The sequence below is a fragment of the Microbulbifer mixtoriginis (SeqCode) genome, assembly GCF_052466765.1.
This window is the reverse complement of sequence record NZ_CP174289.1, coordinates 404332-421596: the sequence shown is the minus strand read 5'-3', so window position 1 is coordinate 421596 and position 17265 is coordinate 404332. Positions and strand designations below refer to the sequence as shown.

15 protein-coding genes and 2 pseudogenes are annotated in these 17265 nt (G+C 45.6%); 10 read left to right on the top strand and 7 right to left on the bottom strand.

What is annotated here, in order from left to right; genetic code table 11:
* Positions 1–44: 44 nt before the first annotated feature.
* From ACJJIV_RS01740 to tnpA (ACJJIV_RS01725), 4 genes are all read right to left on the bottom strand, one after another.
* Positions 45–374: an IS66 family transposase gene (locus ACJJIV_RS01740; RefSeq protein ID WP_444890519.1), complete on the bottom strand. Its 330-nt coding sequence runs from the start codon at positions 372–374 to the stop codon at positions 45–47.
* Positions 371–1576 carry an IS66 family transposase gene (gene tnpC / locus ACJJIV_RS01735; RefSeq protein WP_444890518.1) on the bottom strand — a complete coding sequence of 402 codons (1206 nt, stop codon included), beginning with the start codon at positions 1574–1576 and terminating at the stop codon, positions 371–373. Before tnpC ends, ACJJIV_RS01740 begins: the two co-directional genes overlap by 4 nt.
* Positions 1577–1690: 114 nt before the next feature.
* Positions 1691–2041, bottom strand: a complete 351-nt coding sequence (gene tnpB / locus ACJJIV_RS01730) for an IS66 family insertion sequence element accessory protein TnpB (RefSeq protein ID WP_444890517.1) — start codon at positions 2039–2041, stop codon at positions 1691–1693.
* Positions 2042–2046: 5 nt separating this feature from the next.
* Positions 2047–2337 carry an IS66 family insertion sequence element accessory protein TnpA gene (gene tnpA / locus ACJJIV_RS01725; protein WP_444890516.1) on the bottom strand — a complete coding sequence of 97 codons (291 nt, stop codon included), beginning with the start codon at positions 2335–2337 and terminating at the stop codon, positions 2047–2049.
* A gap of 90 nt (positions 2338–2427) precedes the next feature.
* On the opposite strand from tnpA (ACJJIV_RS01725), the gene ACJJIV_RS01720 reads away from it, so the two are divergent.
* The 3 genes from ACJJIV_RS01720 to ACJJIV_RS01710 all read left to right on the top strand — a co-directional run bounded on the left by ACJJIV_RS01720 (position 2428) and on the right by ACJJIV_RS01710 (position 5937).
* Positions 2428–2766, top strand: a complete 339-nt coding sequence (locus ACJJIV_RS01720; RefSeq protein WP_444890515.1) for a serine hydrolase — start codon at positions 2428–2430, stop codon at positions 2764–2766.
* 1567 nt (positions 2767–4333) lie between these two features.
* The gene (locus ACJJIV_RS01715) at positions 4334–5500 is read left to right on the top strand and encodes an iron-containing alcohol dehydrogenase (RefSeq protein WP_444890514.1); all 1167 of its coding nucleotides are present in this window, start codon (positions 4334–4336) and stop codon (positions 5498–5500) included.
* Entirely contained in the window at positions 5497–5937 is a 441-nt protein-coding gene (locus ACJJIV_RS01710; protein WP_444888835.1) for an acyl-CoA thioesterase, read from the top strand. The genes ACJJIV_RS01715 and ACJJIV_RS01710 overlap by 4 nt, the downstream gene beginning before the upstream one ends.
* Before the next feature lie 262 nt (positions 5938–6199).
* On the opposite strand, the gene ACJJIV_RS01705 is transcribed toward ACJJIV_RS01710, so the two are convergent.
* Positions 6200–6526: a carbon storage regulator gene (locus ACJJIV_RS01705; RefSeq protein WP_444890513.1), complete on the bottom strand. Its 327-nt coding sequence runs from the start codon at positions 6524–6526 to the stop codon at positions 6200–6202.
* Positions 6527–6663: 137 nt separating this feature from the next.
* Here ACJJIV_RS01705 and ACJJIV_RS01700 point away from each other — a divergent pair, with 137 nt between their 5' ends.
* The 3 genes from ACJJIV_RS01700 (at position 6664) to ACJJIV_RS01690 (ending at position 8383) form a co-directional block, all read left to right on the top strand.
* Positions 6664–7179, top strand: coding sequence for a hypothetical protein (locus ACJJIV_RS01700; RefSeq protein ID WP_444890512.1), 516 nt, complete (start codon positions 6664–6666; stop codon positions 7177–7179).
* Positions 7179–7388 carry a hypothetical protein gene (locus tag ACJJIV_RS01695; protein WP_143731643.1) on the top strand — a complete coding sequence of 70 codons (210 nt, stop codon included), beginning with the start codon at positions 7179–7181 and terminating at the stop codon, positions 7386–7388. The genes ACJJIV_RS01700 and ACJJIV_RS01695 overlap by 1 nt, the downstream gene beginning before the upstream one ends.
* 479 nt (positions 7389–7867) lie before the next feature.
* On the top strand, positions 7868–8383 hold the full coding sequence (locus ACJJIV_RS01690; protein WP_444890511.1) for a YcxB family protein: 516 nt from the start codon (positions 7868–7870) through the stop codon (positions 8381–8383).
* 252 nt (positions 8384–8635) lie between these two features.
* Here ACJJIV_RS01690 and ACJJIV_RS01685 read toward each other — a convergent pair whose 3' ends face one another.
* Positions 8636–9583: an IS30 family transposase gene (locus ACJJIV_RS01685; RefSeq protein ID WP_444890510.1), complete on the bottom strand. Its 948-nt coding sequence runs from the start codon at positions 9581–9583 to the stop codon at positions 8636–8638.
* Between the two features lie 592 nt (positions 9584–10175).
* Between ACJJIV_RS01685 and ACJJIV_RS01680 the strand changes: the two are divergent.
* Positions 10176–10640, top strand: a pseudogene (locus tag ACJJIV_RS01680) (transposase); the annotation flags it as partial.
* 123 nt (positions 10641–10763) lie between these two features.
* A complete protein-coding gene (locus tag ACJJIV_RS01675) occupies positions 10764–11294 on the top strand; it encodes a hypothetical protein (protein WP_444890509.1) in 531 nt (176 codons plus the stop codon).
* A 73-nt stretch (positions 11295–11367) separates the two neighbouring features.
* Here ACJJIV_RS01675 and tnpA (ACJJIV_RS01670) read toward each other — a convergent pair.
* Positions 11368–11797 (bottom strand): annotated as a pseudogene (gene tnpA / locus ACJJIV_RS01670) (IS200/IS605 family transposase).
* Positions 11798–12332: 535 nt separating this feature from the next.
* Here tnpA (ACJJIV_RS01670) and ACJJIV_RS01665 point away from each other — a divergent pair.
* Both ACJJIV_RS01665 and ACJJIV_RS01660 read left to right on the top strand, forming a co-directional pair.
* A complete protein-coding gene (locus ACJJIV_RS01665; RefSeq protein WP_444890508.1) occupies positions 12333–13670 on the top strand; it encodes a tail fiber domain-containing protein in 1338 nt (445 codons plus the stop codon).
* 173 nt (positions 13671–13843) lie between these two features.
* Positions 13844–17215: a hypothetical protein gene (locus ACJJIV_RS01660; protein WP_444890507.1), complete on the top strand. Its 3372-nt coding sequence runs from the start codon at positions 13844–13846 to the stop codon at positions 17213–17215.
* Positions 17216–17265 lie beyond the last annotated feature (50 nt).

Sequence of the window (17265 nt, the reverse complement as noted above, 5' to 3'; positions counted from 1 at the left end):
ACTACTCAACAGACGTCCGCCTTCTTGCGGGCAGCATCGCCATATCAGGCAGCTGCGGCCATCCCAACTTTCTCAAGTTGGATATTCCAGGGTAGCAGTGCCTCATAATCCTCAACGGATTGGCAGTGAGGAATCTGCTTAAGCACCTCCACATAATACTTGTATGGGTCAAGGCCGTGGTGTTTAGCAGTGCGAATCAAACTGAAGTGCAGGCACAGTGCTTTTGCGCCATTGACCGAGGATGCAAACAGGAAGTTCTTTCGAGCCATGACAAAGGGTTTGATTTCCTGTTCAGTGAAATTGTTGTCGATTTCTAAGCGACCATCGCTGAGGAATGCACATAGCCCATTCCAATACTTCAGGCAGTAATTCATTGCCTTGCCCAGCGGGGATTTAGGTAGCACCTGCGGATAGTGCTCATCCAGCCAGCACTTAAAGGCAGTCTGATCGGCCTGGACTCCTCTTGTCGCAAATTGTGTCGCTGCTTTATGGTCAGCTGATTCTCTTTGGCTTTCCTCTCAACCCGATAGAGCTTCTTATAAAACTGCATTGCCCGTTTTGCTAGCCCGTCCCCTTGCGCCGCCCTCGCTATGGGTTCAAATTTTCTCCGGGCATGTGCATTGCAGTGATTTGGGTTTACAGCTGTCTGTTCAAATAACAACTCAAAAAATGGATCAGCATCGCAATGTAGCGTGCCTCGAAAGCCGGCAAACCAGTCATTCACAAAATCTTTGTGATCAACGGCATTATATTCATAGAGGATCGCTTCCTTTCCTGGAGGACCACCTCGGAAACAGTAGGCATAAGATTTTCGGCTTGCTGGCCGGCCAGGTTCATTAAGAACCTGCAATGATGTGGCATCCAAAGCTCCAATATCGTAGCCAATGACGCCGTCTTTTAGCAAATTGATCAGTGGTTGTAGAGGCGTAGCACAATCGATAACAGTACGAGCCATGGTTTGACGTGGAAAGCTAAAGCCGGCACGGGTCTCAAACTGTTTTTCCAGGTGATAGAACGGCTGTCGATCATCAAGCTTGCTGGCTATGAGGTGGGCTAGAACGGATTCGGTAAACTTACCCTTGGGTAGGATATGCTTTGGCTTGGGAGCTATAACTATTTGGTCTGCACAGCCCTTGGGGCAGGCAACCTTCTCCCTCAACTCGACAATCACCTCATATACCGGGGGTATGTAGTTCAAGCGCTCATGGCGCTCGTAATCAACCAGATTCTTTTGGCAGCCACTTGCACAGGTTTTATCCTGCTCTGAGACAGGAATTACCACCTCTATTCTTGGTAAGTGTTCGGCAAAGGACTTCGTTGTTTTTTTATGACGCTTGTGTGCCGCAATACTAACCACATCGTCCAGGTCTTTGTCGCCATCAGCATCATTTTCCTCTAAGGAACTTTCATCTCGAGCTTCTGAACTTTCGAATAGCAATCCCTGGGGATCATCAGGGTCTTCGTATCGCTCAGAGCGCCGACCAAAGAGAGAACGTTGCAGTTGTTTGAATTGAAACAATAGCTGATTGTAAGCCTTTTCAAACTGCTCGCACCGTTGGAGTGAGAGTTCATTCACATGTAAGCTGTTCAACCTGGCACTGTAGCGTATCATCGGTAGCCATTGGGTTTTCCGATGTTAATTTATGTGTGGATTATACCATGGGGTACTATTTTCCAGGCTCTATACGTATCAATAAAAGCGGGAAAAATAGAGTTTTTCTGGTTCTTCTCGCTGAGTAAAATCCAACCCGGAAAGCAGCCACTGTAGCTGTGAAATCGATAACTCTATTGCGTCACTTGAAATGCCAGAAAAGATAAACCTCGACTGTTCATTTCGCTTATACAGGAGCCAGAATCCATTCTCTTCCCAGTAGAGAATACGAATTTTATCTGCCTTTTTATTGCGAAAGACAAAGAGATGACCGGATGTCGGATCATTGTGTAACGTATCAGCCACTAGGAGTACGATGCCATCAATCTGCTTGCGAAAATCGATCGGCTGACGGTAAAACCAGACTTTGCTGTTAAACGGTAGCCACATCGTATTTACAGGTCCATAAGGCCAGGAATTTGTGCCAACAATACCGGGCTATTGATCACCAGCTTTATGCCATTTGGGAACTCCAATATACCCAGGTTTCCCGCAGAGGCTACAGAGGGCTTGATATCCACGGGAACAAAGTCTGGGGTATCAGACACCGAAGTTTGTTCGGATAGCTTGCGGTACCAATAGAGGAACTGGCTGTAGTTTAGGCTGTGCTTACGAGTATAGGCGCGCTTGGATTGAGAGCTTTTCTCGTAGGCCCTGACATGACTTTGCCACTGCTGCTGATTCATGGGGCTTCCCTCCGAAGTTGATGGAGGGGGGATCATGGCAGCTCGCTAGAGCAAGTTAAATAATGTGGTTCATGTACCGCTTACTTTGATATGGCGAGATTTTTAGCTGCAGTAATGAACGAAGGAGTGTTAGCTTCACGAAAGTCTGGCATCAAGATCCTCGAGGCAGAATCAGTTAATCAAATGCTGACGCCTTCCCAGAATGGTTTTGGGGTCTTCTGGTATTCTGACTGGCTTTGGAATTATGGGGATAAAGACCATATTCTAATCGGCCACAACGGAGCTGAGCTTGGATATTTTTCCTACCTAGTGTTCAACCCAAAGGATAACGTCGGAGTAATCTTATTGGCTAACACTGATCGTGGAGATAAGACAGAGAGTATTGAAAAATTAATTAAAGACCTCTTTGAGGCGACTCAAGGACGGTGATAACTTGTTTCAGGGCTCAAAATATTTCTAAGGGGGAATAGAATCCCCCCTTAGAAATACGACGTTGACTTATGTCATTGCAAAGTGCATGGCGCTTAAAAGTGTAGGAAACACCTGCCTGCCAGATATCACGATTTTTTAAGTCAAACTTAACATGTTTAAACACGTTTGCATCGTAATCGCCCATCTTGCCAATATTGTGCAGTATCTATTCAGCACTCATATGCAGGGAGTCCGTAAGATAATAGAGAAAGCCCGCGCCTACGTGAAAATTACTTTTACTGAGCTTTTTCGACCTTTGGAAACTACCATCCGAATAAGCTTTATCAAAAGTATAAGACCAATCCAGCTGACCAAAGCTATAGCCACCGAGCAATTACATACAATCTCTTTTACAGTTTCTGGACAACTCTAATACTCCTGTAATAGAGAAACTCTTGAGTGACATTGTACAGTTCAACAACTAAAACCTCTCCGCCAGTAAGTGATCTTACCAGATCGTAGGTAAGGGTTGTATTTAGAGTACTGGGATGGCATCGCTGAATGCCAAGTCATGGAAGGCTCAAAGGGCTGTGTCATCATATCAAACAAAGATGGAATGATTTTAGGCTCTAGAGAGTATGAGATTGCTTCAGAGGGTATTAAGGAAACCATGTCAACATGGTATGGCGTCTATAGCTGGGCAGTGGTTGAACGAGTTGAGGAAGTAAATGGGGCAGTTTAAATTTTTGTGGATAAAGCATTAACATTAATTTTTACAGTTGAATCATTGGAGCTAATAAATTTTAAAGTTAAATTTTTAGATGCAATAAACAAGCATATGTAACACGCCTAAGATACATTTAGGTCAGAATATGATCTCTGGCCTTTTCAATAAAGAACTCTTTTCCATCAATATAGCGTTTGAAAAGCGCCTTTGGCCTGAGTTCCCCAATGGTGGAGTAGCGCGAAGGAGATGATTAGGTATTTACCTCGGTAGACGGCCTTGTCCATATGGCATTGTAGCCTTGAATCTATCGCTGGCCTGTGCCCAACCTCATGTGTTATTACCAGATACGTTGAGCGCGCGCTCACATAGAGTGAGGGGCCTGAGAGAGGTTTAGCTGCCAAATAATCTAAATAATTCAGAGAATCTTATAAATCTCATATCTCTGTTTGGGGTAATATTTCTAGAATAAACGAAACATGGTCACTATAAAGGGTGCTTCTGGAGCAAAAGTAAAGAACATAGGCCTCTTGCGGCACATTTTGAATACGCCCCTGTAGAATTGCAGTCGGGAGTTTGCGTTATAAGGCTTTGCGTGGGGCCTATTCAGCCAAACCAGCTATTCACTAAGCCCAATAATACTATCAGTATCAACCTGCATCTTTATTTCGCAATACTATTGAGTAACCCTTTAATCGGCGTATCTACACTGGTGACTTGGTGATTCATTTATCGTAGTCTTGACTGACAACTGATTAGCACCAAATTCACTCTGAGCTAATCAGAAGTTCCCTAGGATTTGAAATGGAACTATTGCCAAACGAAACTGTGACACATAATAATTAAGGCGGTGACAATCCTATGTTAAGTTTTGAATTTAATACTACAAAATCGATTATAAACGGCCCTGGCAGGTTAAATAAAATTAGTGAGATATGTGACCAACTAAATATCACTAAGTTGTTAGTGGTTACGGATCAAGGTATTGTAAATTGTGGTTTGGTTGAGAAACTGAAGGAGCAATTACATAGTAAATTTGCGACCATTATCTTTGATGGAGTTAGTGCTGATCCTAAAGAGCAGATCGTATTGTCGGCAGTAGCCTTAGCAAAGCAGCATAATGTTGATGGTGTAATTGGATTTGGTGGTGGCAGTTCAATGGATACCGCTAAAGTGGTTGCTGTTATGATGGATTCTCACCAACCTTTAGAACAGCTTTATGGGCTTGAACGAGTTCAAGGAGGTCGTGTACCTTTGGTTTTAATACCTACCACTGCTGGCACCGGTTCAGAAGTAACACCTATCGCGGTTTTAACAACAGGAGAAACCACCAAAGATGGCATCGTCGCTAAACAATTATTACCAGATGTTGCCTTATTAGATGCACAATTAACTCTAGGGTTACCAGCTCATGTGACTGCTGCAACTGGCATTGATGCTATGGTGCATGCCATAGAGGCATATACGTCTAAGCATAAAAAAAATGCCTATTCAGATATGCTAGCTAAGCAGGCGTTGTTATTGCTATCAAGAAATATAGAACAGGCCACACATCATGGCGAGGACATAGAAGCAAGACAAAATATGTTATTGGGTGCCTGCCTTGCAGGTCAAGCTTTTGCCAATGCACCAGTTGCCGCTGTACATGCTCTAGCATATCCATTAGGGGGGCATTTTCATGTACCTCATGGATTGGGTAACTCGTTAGTATTACCACATGTAATGCGCTTTAATCAGAGTGATACAGCCAAGCTCTATAGTGAATTGGCGCCATATATTTGTGAACACATAAATACGTCTCAATCAGATCAAAAAGTGTGTTCTGATCTCATTGTCTTTATTGAGCAGCTAATTGAACGATTAAAATTACCCCGGACCTTAAAGCAATTAGATATTGGCGAGCACCATTTAGAGATACTCGCCACAGATGCAATGCTACAAACTCGCTTACTAATCAATAATCCGAAACCGCTGTCTCATGATGATGCACTCTTGATTTATCAGGCTGCTTATGAGGAGGCTTTGTGAGTAAGCAGGCTGTGTTACGTACAGATTATTTTTATTTTGAAGAGTTAACTACCAGATGGATGGATAATGATGTGTATGGGCATGTAAATAATGTAGTTTACTACTCATACTTTGACACAATTGTGAACAACTTTTTGATTAATAAGGCTGACTTAGATATTAAAACCAGTGAGAACATTGGTTACATAGTCAAATCTGATTGTAATTATTTGGCCAGTATTTCTTACCCTGAAAAAATACTTGGTGCTTTTAGGGTTAATAGAATAGGCAATTCTTCGGTGGAATATGGTGTTGCGATTTTTAAAGAAAATCAAGAAAATGCATGTGCACATGGCTCTATGACGCATGTCTTTGTTAATCGTCATACCGAACAGCCGACAAAAATTTCTGGTCAATTGCTCAAGGCGTTACAAAGTGCATCATTTGGTGCTGGTTAACTTTTTAGTCGATAGGGTTGGGGGTTATACTTTTTAATTGGTTGGTGTCCAGGATTACTCTTTACACTGATGGCCTATTTTCGTTCAGCCCGTTATGAAGATGAATGGGAAAAGGTAACTGATAAAATTAGAGTATACAGATTGCAGTAACGCTAACTATGTCTTGAACTCAGTTGATCGTCCCAGATAGTGTTGGTTTTTCACTTATAGAGGGGGCTGCTTTCTGATACATATGAAGGTAACTATAGAGCTGCGACATTGGCTATCTTTGAGATAGTGTGCCCTCAGAGATACCACTATGAGGATAATGGGGAGGAGGTGTGGGTGGGGCCTCTCCATCGTGAATCTGCTCCCACTGCCTTTCAGTGCCTACTTTTTGTTTTACTTTGATACGCGTATAGATCTTTTCACGATAGGCGGGGAGGGATTTGGGGGCGCGGATGCCTATCTTTACTTGATTTCCCTTCACTTCCAGCACTGCTGTGTGGACGATCGTCCCAACTTTTAAGTTTTCGTCGGTTTGGAGTGGTGGACGTGGATCAGTAAAAGGCGGGGGCGAGGCACTAGGAAATTGGTTGGGGCGCTTCACGCTACAGAGTTACCTTGTTGGATTCGCTATGACTCTAATAGCAAAAGGGATCGGGTTTGCGGCTGGCTGTGGCTCGTCGTTAAGCATTGAAGTAATATCGTTTACTAACATCGGATTGAAACTTATGGAGTGAGTCAATGGGGCTAAATGTTTTGAGTTTTACTCGGGATGATGCCATAGGGCACGCAAAACTACACAAACGTGCCAATCAAGTCTATATGAAGAGATTTGATGTGGATGTGGTGCTTAGGAAAGGAAAGCTTGATAATTCGCAGATCGATAAGGTTAGGTATCGTGAGGACCATCGGCCAATGATGGTGAAAAACAACAGAACGGGTGAAGAAAGGCCCAAGCGAAACGATATCGTAACCTACCGGATGCCAGGCTCTTCAGAGCCGTATATTTTGGCTAAATCGGGTGGGGTATCACTTTTCGATGGTATCAGTAGCAAAGTTCCATTTAGAGAGGGAAAGGATGCTTGGTGGATAATTACCAAAGATGCGAGATTGGAACCAGGGTTGATTATTGCAAAAGATATGTTTCCCGATGCAGAAGGCAATACCCACTACTCGATTGAAGCGGAAATCGACATGCCTGTTTCCGAGTATTTTGAAAAGCTTGCCGCCTTAAAAAAATATATGAGAGTTAAGTGATGTCTTATAACTACAAAGATTTGAACTATATACGAGAAGCCCTTGCTTGCTACGAAGAAAAATTATGTGATGTTGATATTAATGAATGTGATGATGAAGAAGCTGAAGAGCTTCAAGAAGATATTTTATACATGGGGCGTTTGAGGGCGCTGACCGATAGAATGATTGACGAGTGGGAGAATAGAGGCCCCACTTTAACCTCAGTCTGAAGGTCGGGACATAAAGTAAAAAGGTTAAAGTAGTTAAGGCCTCCCTTATGTAGGGAGGTCGTATTGAGCTAATTATTTAGACAAATATAGGTACAGGTTGCATCTGCCTTCAACTTCCTAACCTAGGTTTTTGTTTCATGAAGAGATTTATACTCCTGGCATGCAAACTTCTATTGATAACCGCTGTATTTATACTGCTGCTGTTAGTGTCATTTCTAACTACTACGCTATTGGTGCAAGGAGATCAACACCCAGAAAGCTGGGTGATAAATGTCTATGATATTTCTGCTATGGCGATAGTAATTGCCCTTTATATTGCCGTAATGGTATACACGTTCAGAAGATTTATTAAGACAGAAAAGCGCCTCAGGGAGTAGAAGTATAGTGATGTGATTAGCTTTCGCTGTGTGTCCAAAAAATTCACGCTTGGGCTTAAGATAGAGTGACCTTTATATATGATGTAGATTGTGGAGATTCGTTTGAAACTTAAAGTAGTAACCTCTAAAGCTGACCATAATAATTTTTGTGACTATGTGGTATGTAGTCGTTTGAAATCTCATACATGGATATCGATTCTTAAGAACCTAGTTGTTTGGTTGGCTATCGGTTTAATTTTTATGTCTTGTGTTCAGTTTAAGACTGGGAAAATTGAGCTGAGTCCGTTCATATTAGTTATGGTAATATCACTTGCGTTTCTTTTTTATGTTGCTCTTAGTAGGTTGTTGGCTGTAAAAATAGGCAAGTGCTTTACACCAAACAAAGATGGAATAATATTAGGCTCTAAAGAGTATGAGATTACTCCAGAGGGTATTAAAGAAACTTGTCAACATGGCCATAGTTTTTATAGTTGGGCAGTGGTTGAGCAGGTAGAGGAAGTTAATGGGGCAGTTTATGTTTTTGTGGATCAAGCATTAGCTTTGATTTTTACAGCTGAATCATTAGAGCAAATTGATTTTAAAGATGATCTTTTAGATACATTGAAAATGCATACATAATACACCCAAGATACATTTAGGCCAGAATGTGGTATCTGGCCTTTTTAAGTAAAATACTATTTACCGTCTAACAACTGATCATGTTAAGAAGTATAGATTATGAGCCGAATAATAGTTTAGGATATCTGTACCCGCTTAAAAGTGTTAGGAATATTTTCTTCTGAATTTTCAGGTAGGGTAGAGATACTTGATCCATTTAATTCTGAGGTATGCTTGCTTCCTACTGATGCTTAAGGTGTGAGCGGGTATTCCCTAGATTGCCAACATAAGTGACACACGTTTACCCACCAAAAATTCCAGTGGGCTCAAGTAATTTAACACCTTCCTGGGGCGAGTATTGATTCGAAACACTGCATCATCAATACGGCTTTTTGGTATCTTGCCAATTTCCACTCCTTTCGGGAAGAAGCGTCTCAAGAGACCATTAGTGTTTTCATTCAGCCCACGCTCCCAGGAGTGGTAAGGTTTCGCAAAATATATTCTGCATCCTAGCTTCTGCGCAATCGATTGATGACCTGCGAATTCTCCGCCATTATCGAAGGTGATGGTTTTACAGATGGCCTGGTACGGCTTCAGCATCTGCTTTATTGCCCGACCCACTGTTTTCTTGCTCTTATTTGGGACTCTGCGAGTGAGCAATAATTTGGAGACTCGTTCAACCAGTGTCACCAGATAGCCATCTTGACCATAAACAGTATCGCCTTCCCAGTGGCCAATCTCAGTGTTTTCATCGATAATCGCAGGCCTTTCATCAATATCTATGCGCTCTGGAATAAGCTTTACGCCCGCCTCAGAACTTGCCCGTTTACGATAAGGTTTGGCTTTCCTTGGCAGACGTGAGTTCCAGTTAAGTCGACGGATCCAGCGGTAAATTGTTGAACAGCTAACCGCTTTCGTACACCGTTCAAGCCGCATTCGCCCAGCGATTTGTTCAGGGCTTGCATTTTTTAGCTGGAGGTCGATTTGTACCTGCATGGCAAAGTCGAGCTTGGTGTGCTTAAGAGCTCCGTGCCGCCGTTGCAGTACCTGACGATGGGCACTCTCGGCACAGTAGGGGCTGCAACGACCAAGCTCGCGAGAGATGGTCTTATTGGATCTATGGAGGCGTTGTGCAATGGCTCGAGCTGAATAGCTCTGCCCATTAAGGGCCTCAATCTGGTATCGTTCTTTTAAGGTCAGCTGGTTGGTACGGGTTCCCATGAGGTTCCTGGCTTGTTTGTGTGGAAGCTTACTAGCCTACAGCCAGCTGGCCTCTCTCGCTATTGCCAAGTGTGTCGGTTGTTATGGGAATCTAGGAAGCAATATCATATCAATCAGAGTCCTTAGAAGGTTCTGATTTAAGATCCTAACTTGACTTTAAGTAGAGGTCTGAACAAGATTGTTGCGAAAGGTTTTAATAACAGGGCTTAATTCGTTGATTTTAACGCGAGGAAGCCTTGCGTTAAATGCGCGATCTGTAGCGAATTGTCGATTCTTTTAAAATCAATGAGATAACTGACATTCGTGGAATTTTTTACACGAATCTGGTCCAGACCTCAATCCAGTAAATTGCCACTGAAATTCTGGATGTGCTGCCTGTACTTGATGGGGCTTAATATCTCTAATCGGCAAATCTCCCAGGAACTCGGCATCAGCGAAAAAACAGCTCAAACCATGACAGAGCAAATACGAACAGAGATACAAAAGAATCGACCTGAGACGACATTATCCGGGGAAGTAGAATTTGATGAGGTTTACGTGGTTTCAGGGCATAAAGGTCATCCGGAGTCGGTAAAAGAAGGGCCGAAAGCCCCGCAGGCGGCGGCTAAGAGGCGCCCGTGGCCAGGGTACACTGGAAAAGGAAAAGCCGCCAATTCTAGGCATGATCCAGAGGGGGGGAGGTTGTTATTCGTATGCTGGAGAATGTTCAGCAACAGACAATTCGCCCCTCATAGAAAAATACGTTACCCAGGGGGCAATCACGTATACGGATGAATACGATATATATAGCAAGCTGAATGAGTGGGGATATGAGCGTCGTTCTGTTTGTCACTCGACAGGTGAATATGCCAGGGATGAAGATGGTGACGGATTTTGTGAGGTTCACGTGAATACGATGGAAGGTTTCTGGTCTTTGCTCCGTTCGTGGCTACGGCCCCACAGGGGGATATCACAGGAAAAGCTGCCTGCGTATCTTGCTTTTGGCTCACAACATCAGAAAACGGGGGCGAGGATTGCTCGGGCCCATGGCCGAGTTTATCTTAAGCCACCCCATTAATGCGGAAGAATGAATTTTTCCTAAGAGCCAAACTAAATAGAGTGCCATTAAGGCAGCTGAGCTCGACAAGTTTCAGTGCCAAATTCAGATTTTTCACTAAAAATCATATAGAAGGTGTTTAGCATGTCAACTGATTACCAATTAACGTTATATCCGGGTGCCATAACACAAACTGGAAATTGTTATAGTGGGAGTATGCATGATAGTGTTAACTGGTTTCCTCAAAATCCTTTACATACAGCAGCGGGTGGTTGGGTAGAGGGCGATACGTTAACTGTTCTTTGCACCGTCAATACAAATCCGCGTGGTGTTACCCCTCCGCCGCCTCTTTCTCAGTATGTAGACTTGAGAGTTGGCGCGTGTGATGCCCAAGACCCAACAACAGTTAGCCAGATAGAAGCAGGCATAACAGCTTACTCTACTACGAAACTTATATGGGGGAATATTACTACTGAAAGCACAGGAGATAATTACATTTTTGTTAATGCGACATCTACGAGCCATCCAATTAATTTTGGTGCCAGAGGATCAAAAAATCTTATTAACAAGTGGACGATGGATTACAACCCTACTAACACTGTACGCAGTGACGGAAAACACATTGAAGTAATTTTCGGCTGGGGTGATCCGCAGGAAGCCGATAGCGATACTTAAGTTAACTGACTCCCGGCATAGCCGGGAGCTTATTTGATTACACCCTAAAAGGGCTTACTTTGCGCCCAAGGCGCTATACATCCGAGTCCAGTTGATCCCTTCGGGCATCATCAGCTTCCTGATGTCGGATATATTCTCTTATCATTGTTTCATCAAGGCCAACCGTGGATACAAAATAGCCTCTTGCCCAAAAGTTCTCCCCAGTAAGATTTTTCTGCCGACCTTTAAATCGACGCGCTATTGCTATGGCACTTTAACCCTTTAAATACCCAACAGCGTTGGACACTGAGTACTTGGGGGCACACTCAAACACATATGCACATGATCAACCATTAGGTGCCCCTCCTCTATTTTAATCCCCTTCGTCTAGCCAGCTCATGAAACACCTCGCCAAGGTGACGACGTATATGCCCATATATAATTTTTCGGCGCCGCTTCGGGATAAATACAATATGATATTTACAGTCCCATCGCGTATGCGCCAAACTCTTATAATCTCTCATTGATTTACCTCTAGTTTCTTGGTCGAAACTAAAGGGTATTGCGACCGAAGCCTCGGTCAAACCTCTGAGAGTCCCCCGGCATATCCGGGGGTTTACCTAATGATTAATCAATTTGCTCAATAATAGTCGATCAGGCTTGTCTATAAACCACGGCGAGTTGTGCTTGTAAATTGTTACAGGGGAATTCTACTCACGTAAATCTCACCGGGTTATCTACAAGTATAGTTTTGACTTTATATTCTTAGGCTCGTAAAAATTTATGGATCCAACGAAAAACAAAGCATTTTTCTCTGGTGGAAGCACTGGCCCTTCGGGTCCAATAGGGATCACAGGAGCTACCGGCCAGCCCGGGCCAACAGGTCCCACCGGTGCTCGTGGTGCAACAGGTCCTACCGGGGTGCGAGGCTCGACAGGGGCTACAGGGGTTCGAGGTGCGACAGGGGCTACCGGCGAGCGAGGCTACATTGGGCCAACCGGCTACCCTGGTGCGATTTGGAATTACATGGTTTTGAATGGGCTGACCGGACCTAGAGGAATGACGGGTGTCCAGGGAATCACAGGTGCAACGGGTCATACCGGCCCTCGGGGAGTAACAGGTAATCCAGGCGTCACCGGCGTAACGGGTCATACCGGTCCTCGGGGAGTAACAGGCAATCCAGGCGTCACCGGTGCAACGGGTCATACTGGTCCTCAAGGGGTAACAGGCAATTCAGGAGTCACCGGCGCAACGGGTCATACAGGCCCTCAAGGGGTAACAGGAAATCCAGGCGTAACCGGTTCGTATCACGGTACACTAAGCCTCAATGATCTCACCGATGCCAGAGCAATAAATGCTTCTCTTTTTCTTGGCTCTAATGCAGGCCAGAATAATAGTCCAACAGGCGGCTCCCGATATTTTAATGTAGGTGTCGGCCCATATGTCTTACAGAATAATAGTTCAGGATCCTTTAATACAGCGCTTGGATTTCGTGCTCTTGCAAACAACAATTATAGCGGTAACTGCGGAATCGGTTACGATGCGTTGCAGAGTAATACCGCTGGGGCCAACAATGTAGCAAATGGGTTTCAAGCGCTATCTAATAACGATACCGGATCTAACAACGTGGCTTTGGGATATCGGGCGGGTTTTGGTTCTACGGGTAGTACTAGCAACCAACTTTATATTGGTAAATTATCCAATAATCTCCCTTTAATTGGTGGCTCGTTTTCCCCTTCGCCTTCCGTCATTATTAATGGTGCATTTATCCACAGCAGCGATGAAAAGTTTAAACAAGATATTCAAGATTGGCAGGGATCTGCAGTTGAAAAACTAACACGACTGCAGGGTGTTTCCTATGTTAGAAATTTACCCGAGATGGGCGAAGAGGAGATACAGAAACAAGAGGAAAAGTTGGAAAAACTTATTCTGGCAAAGGAGAGAAAACTTGAAAAAGAAACTGTTTCCCTGGAAAAACAGAAGAGTTTAAGCCCGGAAGAAAGAACGAATAATAAAGCTCTCAGAAAAGAGCATTACGAAGCGCTTAGACTTCAACGGGAAGCACATCGTGCTCATGACAAAGAGAAGAGAATCCGCGAGCGGGAAGAAAGAGATAATGCTCCTATGAGGCGAGAATACGGTTTTATTGCACAAGATCTCAAAAAAGTTTTTCCGGATATGGTCCTCAAACATGATGGCTATTTAGGGATTGCGTACAACGAGCTTATCCCTGTGCTCGCCGAAGGGATCAAAGAGCTCAGCCAACAACAAAAAAACACTGTCTCTGAATTAAAGGCTGAAATTGCAGCACTGAAAAAAGACAATCGCACCCTCAAGGCCGAGATAAAAAAGATTGTAAAAGCATTGGGGAAACAGGGAAAAAATAAACCGGCATGAGAAATTTCTCATTTATCCAGAGCACGACCAGGCTTTTTACCCCGTCAGTGCATGGCAGCGGTGGCTTGGTGTATTTCTTGCCCGAGGCATCGGCTCACACATCAGCCCTGTCCCTTCAAGAATCTTGGAGCACTCATCAAGGCTATTATATTTTTTTAACACAGCAGCCAGAGGTGGGTGACCTTGATGTTCTGGAAAGTGCGCTACGTCATCAATTAAAAACGGCCCCTGAGCACAGTTCATTTGTATGGGGAGTATTCAGTAAAATAGGTGCTTCCCTAACACTGACTTATACCCTGAAGATTAATGCTGATGGCCTGATCGCCAGTGATCTCTTGATGACGTATCAGGACCACTATGGCACTTTACTGAAGTCGGGTTTTCAACCCCAGTTAGCCGTGGATGGATTGATTGGCAGTGTGCATGCCAATGGCTTTTTAATCAGTTACCCGCTTAATGAGGGCTTCCCTCCCATCAGGGCCGAGCATTGTATTCACCTACCTCTGCACGGTGCGCAACGAGGGCGATTGCAATACCCCGTGCTGATGGCGCCCAGTGGTTTTGCTCGTGAGCAGGCATCAGGCCCCAGCAATTTTATTGGCTTCAAGTATTACACACGTGTTGACCAGGTAACCCAGGCACAGGCGTATCCGCTGATGGATCTTGGGGGGGATACCGGCGAGAGTTCTATCAAGCTTTTGTTCAATACCAGTTGGGACCCGCTCAATTCCGCTAACACACGCTTTACGTTTGCGGGTGGCCCCTTTCGCGTGTCGACCACCGGTGGCCCAGATGCTAGAGCCTCCATCACGCCGATGGTGGGGCAGGGCGCTGGATTTACGACCTTTTTTAGAACCATTTATGGTGAGCGGATTTCCTTGCAGCCGGTGTTAGAAGGCCTTAACCCTGGCACTTTCGTGTTGGAAAACTCGCCAAGCGGCCCGCCCTATTTAACCCCATCGGGGGACTATGCACTAGCATTATCTTCCGGCAGTACTGGAACACATTATTTATTGGGGGGGCTATCGGGAACGGAGTATATTGGCTTTAGGCCTGGTGATATTCTCACCTTTCACCCCCATCAACCGGCCTTTGCCCCAACCTTTCCGGTGGTAACAGGGGAGGGTTATGGCGGTTCGTCTTCCGCTTTGATAACCGATACGCAAAAAACCGCCTGGCTAAGTATTGGCCCGGCCTCTGCCGGTGCGCCGCATAGCGATGTGCCCAAGTATTACTCGCAGCCCCAAAAAGCGCCCTTATTTCGCAGCGGGGCGACAGGGCCGTCACGGCTTCTCGACATTTTTCCCACACCCTCGGCGTATTTCACTGCGGTTGGGGGTGCTGTTGGCGGGACGGGCGCCACGGGTCCAGGGCCTCGAGCCTTCCCCTTGGTGCCTTATGCGGGAGTTGATCAAAATAATCTTTCGCCTTTTTTTGGCCCGACGGGCAGCATGGGCCCCTCGGGTGCCACTGCGCCATCTCACACGCTTCGCGACTTTGAGTTACAGATACTTAACCCCACCCGTAAACAGGCGATTGCCGCCTCACCCGGCCCCACCGGTAGCACGGGTCCCCAGCATGCCTTGTCGGGCATTCGAGACCTGAGCCTAGGAGGGAGCGTCGTGCCCAGCGTGACGCCCCAAGGGTTCTTTGTGGAAGTGGACACCAGCAATGCCACCTGGGCACAGATGATCCTCTGCCAGAACCAGGGCAGGCACCTTCAGTTTCTGAACGTGAGCTCGGCCTTGCAGTCTGCCCTGCAAACTAACGAACAGTTCTTGGTCATTACGAAAAATGACACATTAGGCACACTTTCCCCGACAGGTGCCACTGGCCCTAATGCCACTTTTGATAACCTTATTTCCATTGAAGGTTGGCCCTTCCAGTTCAATGTGGGCTCAGATAATACGCCTGGTAACTACAGCAACATCCTCATTTTCAAATTTTGTAAGGGTTCTGTGCTGGAGCGCGTCCGAAATGTGGCCTCTTGGACGTCGCCGGGTGTCTTCAATGCCGATGGCGTTGGCGATCTTGCCAGTTTGTCCAATTGGTTGATCCAATATATTAAAGACGGCGTCGCGCAGGCCGAAACCGACACGGACTTTGAAAATTTCAAACATATTGTCACCGACCCTGAGTGGAATGGTGTGCTTGGGCTTAAGTTGGGCATCAGCTTGCAGGATTTTCCTCAGCAGCTTCAGGGCTTATTAGCGGGTATGGACCTGAGCTTGTTTAATGCTCACCACCTTGGGGTGAATGTCAATCATCCTCAACATAGCAATGGACGACTCAGTCTAAGTGATAAGAGTTCCCTATTTGCTTTGATTAACTATGTGGACCCGAATCCCAATGCTGTAGGAATTGGGCCACAGGCGAGCTTTGGCTTCAATGTGCTAACACTTAAGGTGCTGTTTAAAAACTCTCGCATCACCAGTTTTGCCAGCACCATTCAGCTCACCATTCAAAAGCTCTTCGGTGATGAGGTCACCAAAATTACCAGTGGCGGCTATCCGGCACCCGGAAAATCCATCGTGTTAACCGGCAACTTTGAAGATCACAATGGGCACCCCACTTATACCTTTACAGAATCTGGAGACACCAAGTTTTATCTGGCGGGCAATGTGCTGCAAGTGGTGGAACTGTTAAAGGCAAATTTCAGCACCTTGAAACCCCACCAGAGTGGTGCAACTGGGGCCACAGCGGCCCAGGTGAATTCAGTGTTCTCCCTGTGGGGCTATCTTAACTTCGGCCCCTTGGGCGCCGGGGTGACAGGGCCGAGCGGCAGCACAGGGGCCACGGGCGCGACCGGAAGCACAGCAGCGCAGGGTTTTGATTTGTTTTCCTTTGGCAGTCAGCCGGGGCAATTAGCGGCTGATAGTGAAGTCGGCTTGTGTTTCTCCAATCTTAATATTGACCTTAACTTTCCTTTACTAAATCCCAGTGAGAAAACCTTTGCCCTCGACGTGCGGCACACCGCCTTTGACCTGGGACAAAGCAGTATGCGACCCGACAGTTTGTATCGGCATTTTCCTCTCCAGGTGAGTGGTCTTATCCAAGGCAGTCAGCAGGACTCGGCCTTTGCTCAAGGCTTTTTACCGATTGCGGTGCCGTCCATGTCGGCGCAGACCCTGGATAGCGAATGGTATGGCTTGGTCTTTGACATTGATTTCGGCTCCCCGGGAGCCTTGGCTGCCAAGGGCGGGTTCACCGGCAAGTTGGTGGCACAGTGGAGTCCTGGTACTACCTTTCTGGGCGGCTCGGGCCAAAGCTTCTACAAGGCCGCAGCGGTTTTATCCTTGCCGGGGGTGACGTTGCAAAGCAAATTTCTCGACTTGGAAGGGGTGTTAAAGGTGGACATTAATCAAATTGAATTCCTTGTCACACCAGAGACGCATGCGTATTTGCTCAAACTGAATCAGATTGCGCTCAAATTTCTGGGGGTGAAAATTCCGCCGAGTGCGCAGATTGATTTTTTTCTTTTTGGCAACCCCGAGCCTGGCGCGAAGCCAGGAAGTTTGGGGTGGTATGGGGCGTATCAGAAATGAGACGGCTAACATACTCAATTGAACCAGATTTCATTATCCAGGAATTGAGA

Bases quoted from the DNA above. Each gene is read 5' to 3' on its own strand.
- ACJJIV_RS01740 (WP_444890519.1), bottom strand. From the start codon at position 374: ATGAATTACTGCCTGAAGTATTGGAATGGGCTATGTGCATTCCTCAGC.
- tnpB (WP_444890517.1), bottom strand. From the start codon at position 2,041: ATGTGGCTACCGTTTAACAGCAAAGTCTGGTTTTACCGTCAGCCGATC.
- tnpA (WP_444890516.1), bottom strand. From the start codon at position 2,337: ATGAATCAGCAGCAGTGGCAAAGTCATGTCAGGGCCTACGAGAAAAGC.
- ACJJIV_RS01720 (WP_444890515.1), top strand. From the start codon at position 2,428: ATGGCGAGATTTTTAGCTGCAGTAATGAACGAAGGAGTGTTAGCTTCA.
- ACJJIV_RS01715 (WP_444890514.1), top strand. From the start codon at position 4,334: ATGTTAAGTTTTGAATTTAATACTACAAAATCGATTATAAACGGCCCT.
- ACJJIV_RS01700 (WP_444890512.1), top strand. From the start codon at position 6,664: ATGGGGCTAAATGTTTTGAGTTTTACTCGGGATGATGCCATAGGGCAC.
- ACJJIV_RS01695 (WP_143731643.1), top strand. From the start codon at position 7,179: ATGTCTTATAACTACAAAGATTTGAACTATATACGAGAAGCCCTTGCT.
- ACJJIV_RS01685 (WP_444890510.1), bottom strand. From the start codon at position 9,583: ATGGGAACCCGTACCAACCAGCTGACCTTAAAAGAACGATACCAGATT.
- ACJJIV_RS01675 (WP_444890509.1), top strand. From the start codon at position 10,764: ATGTCAACTGATTACCAATTAACGTTATATCCGGGTGCCATAACACAA.
- ACJJIV_RS01665 (WP_444890508.1), top strand. From the start codon at position 12,333: ATGACGGGTGTCCAGGGAATCACAGGTGCAACGGGTCATACCGGCCCT.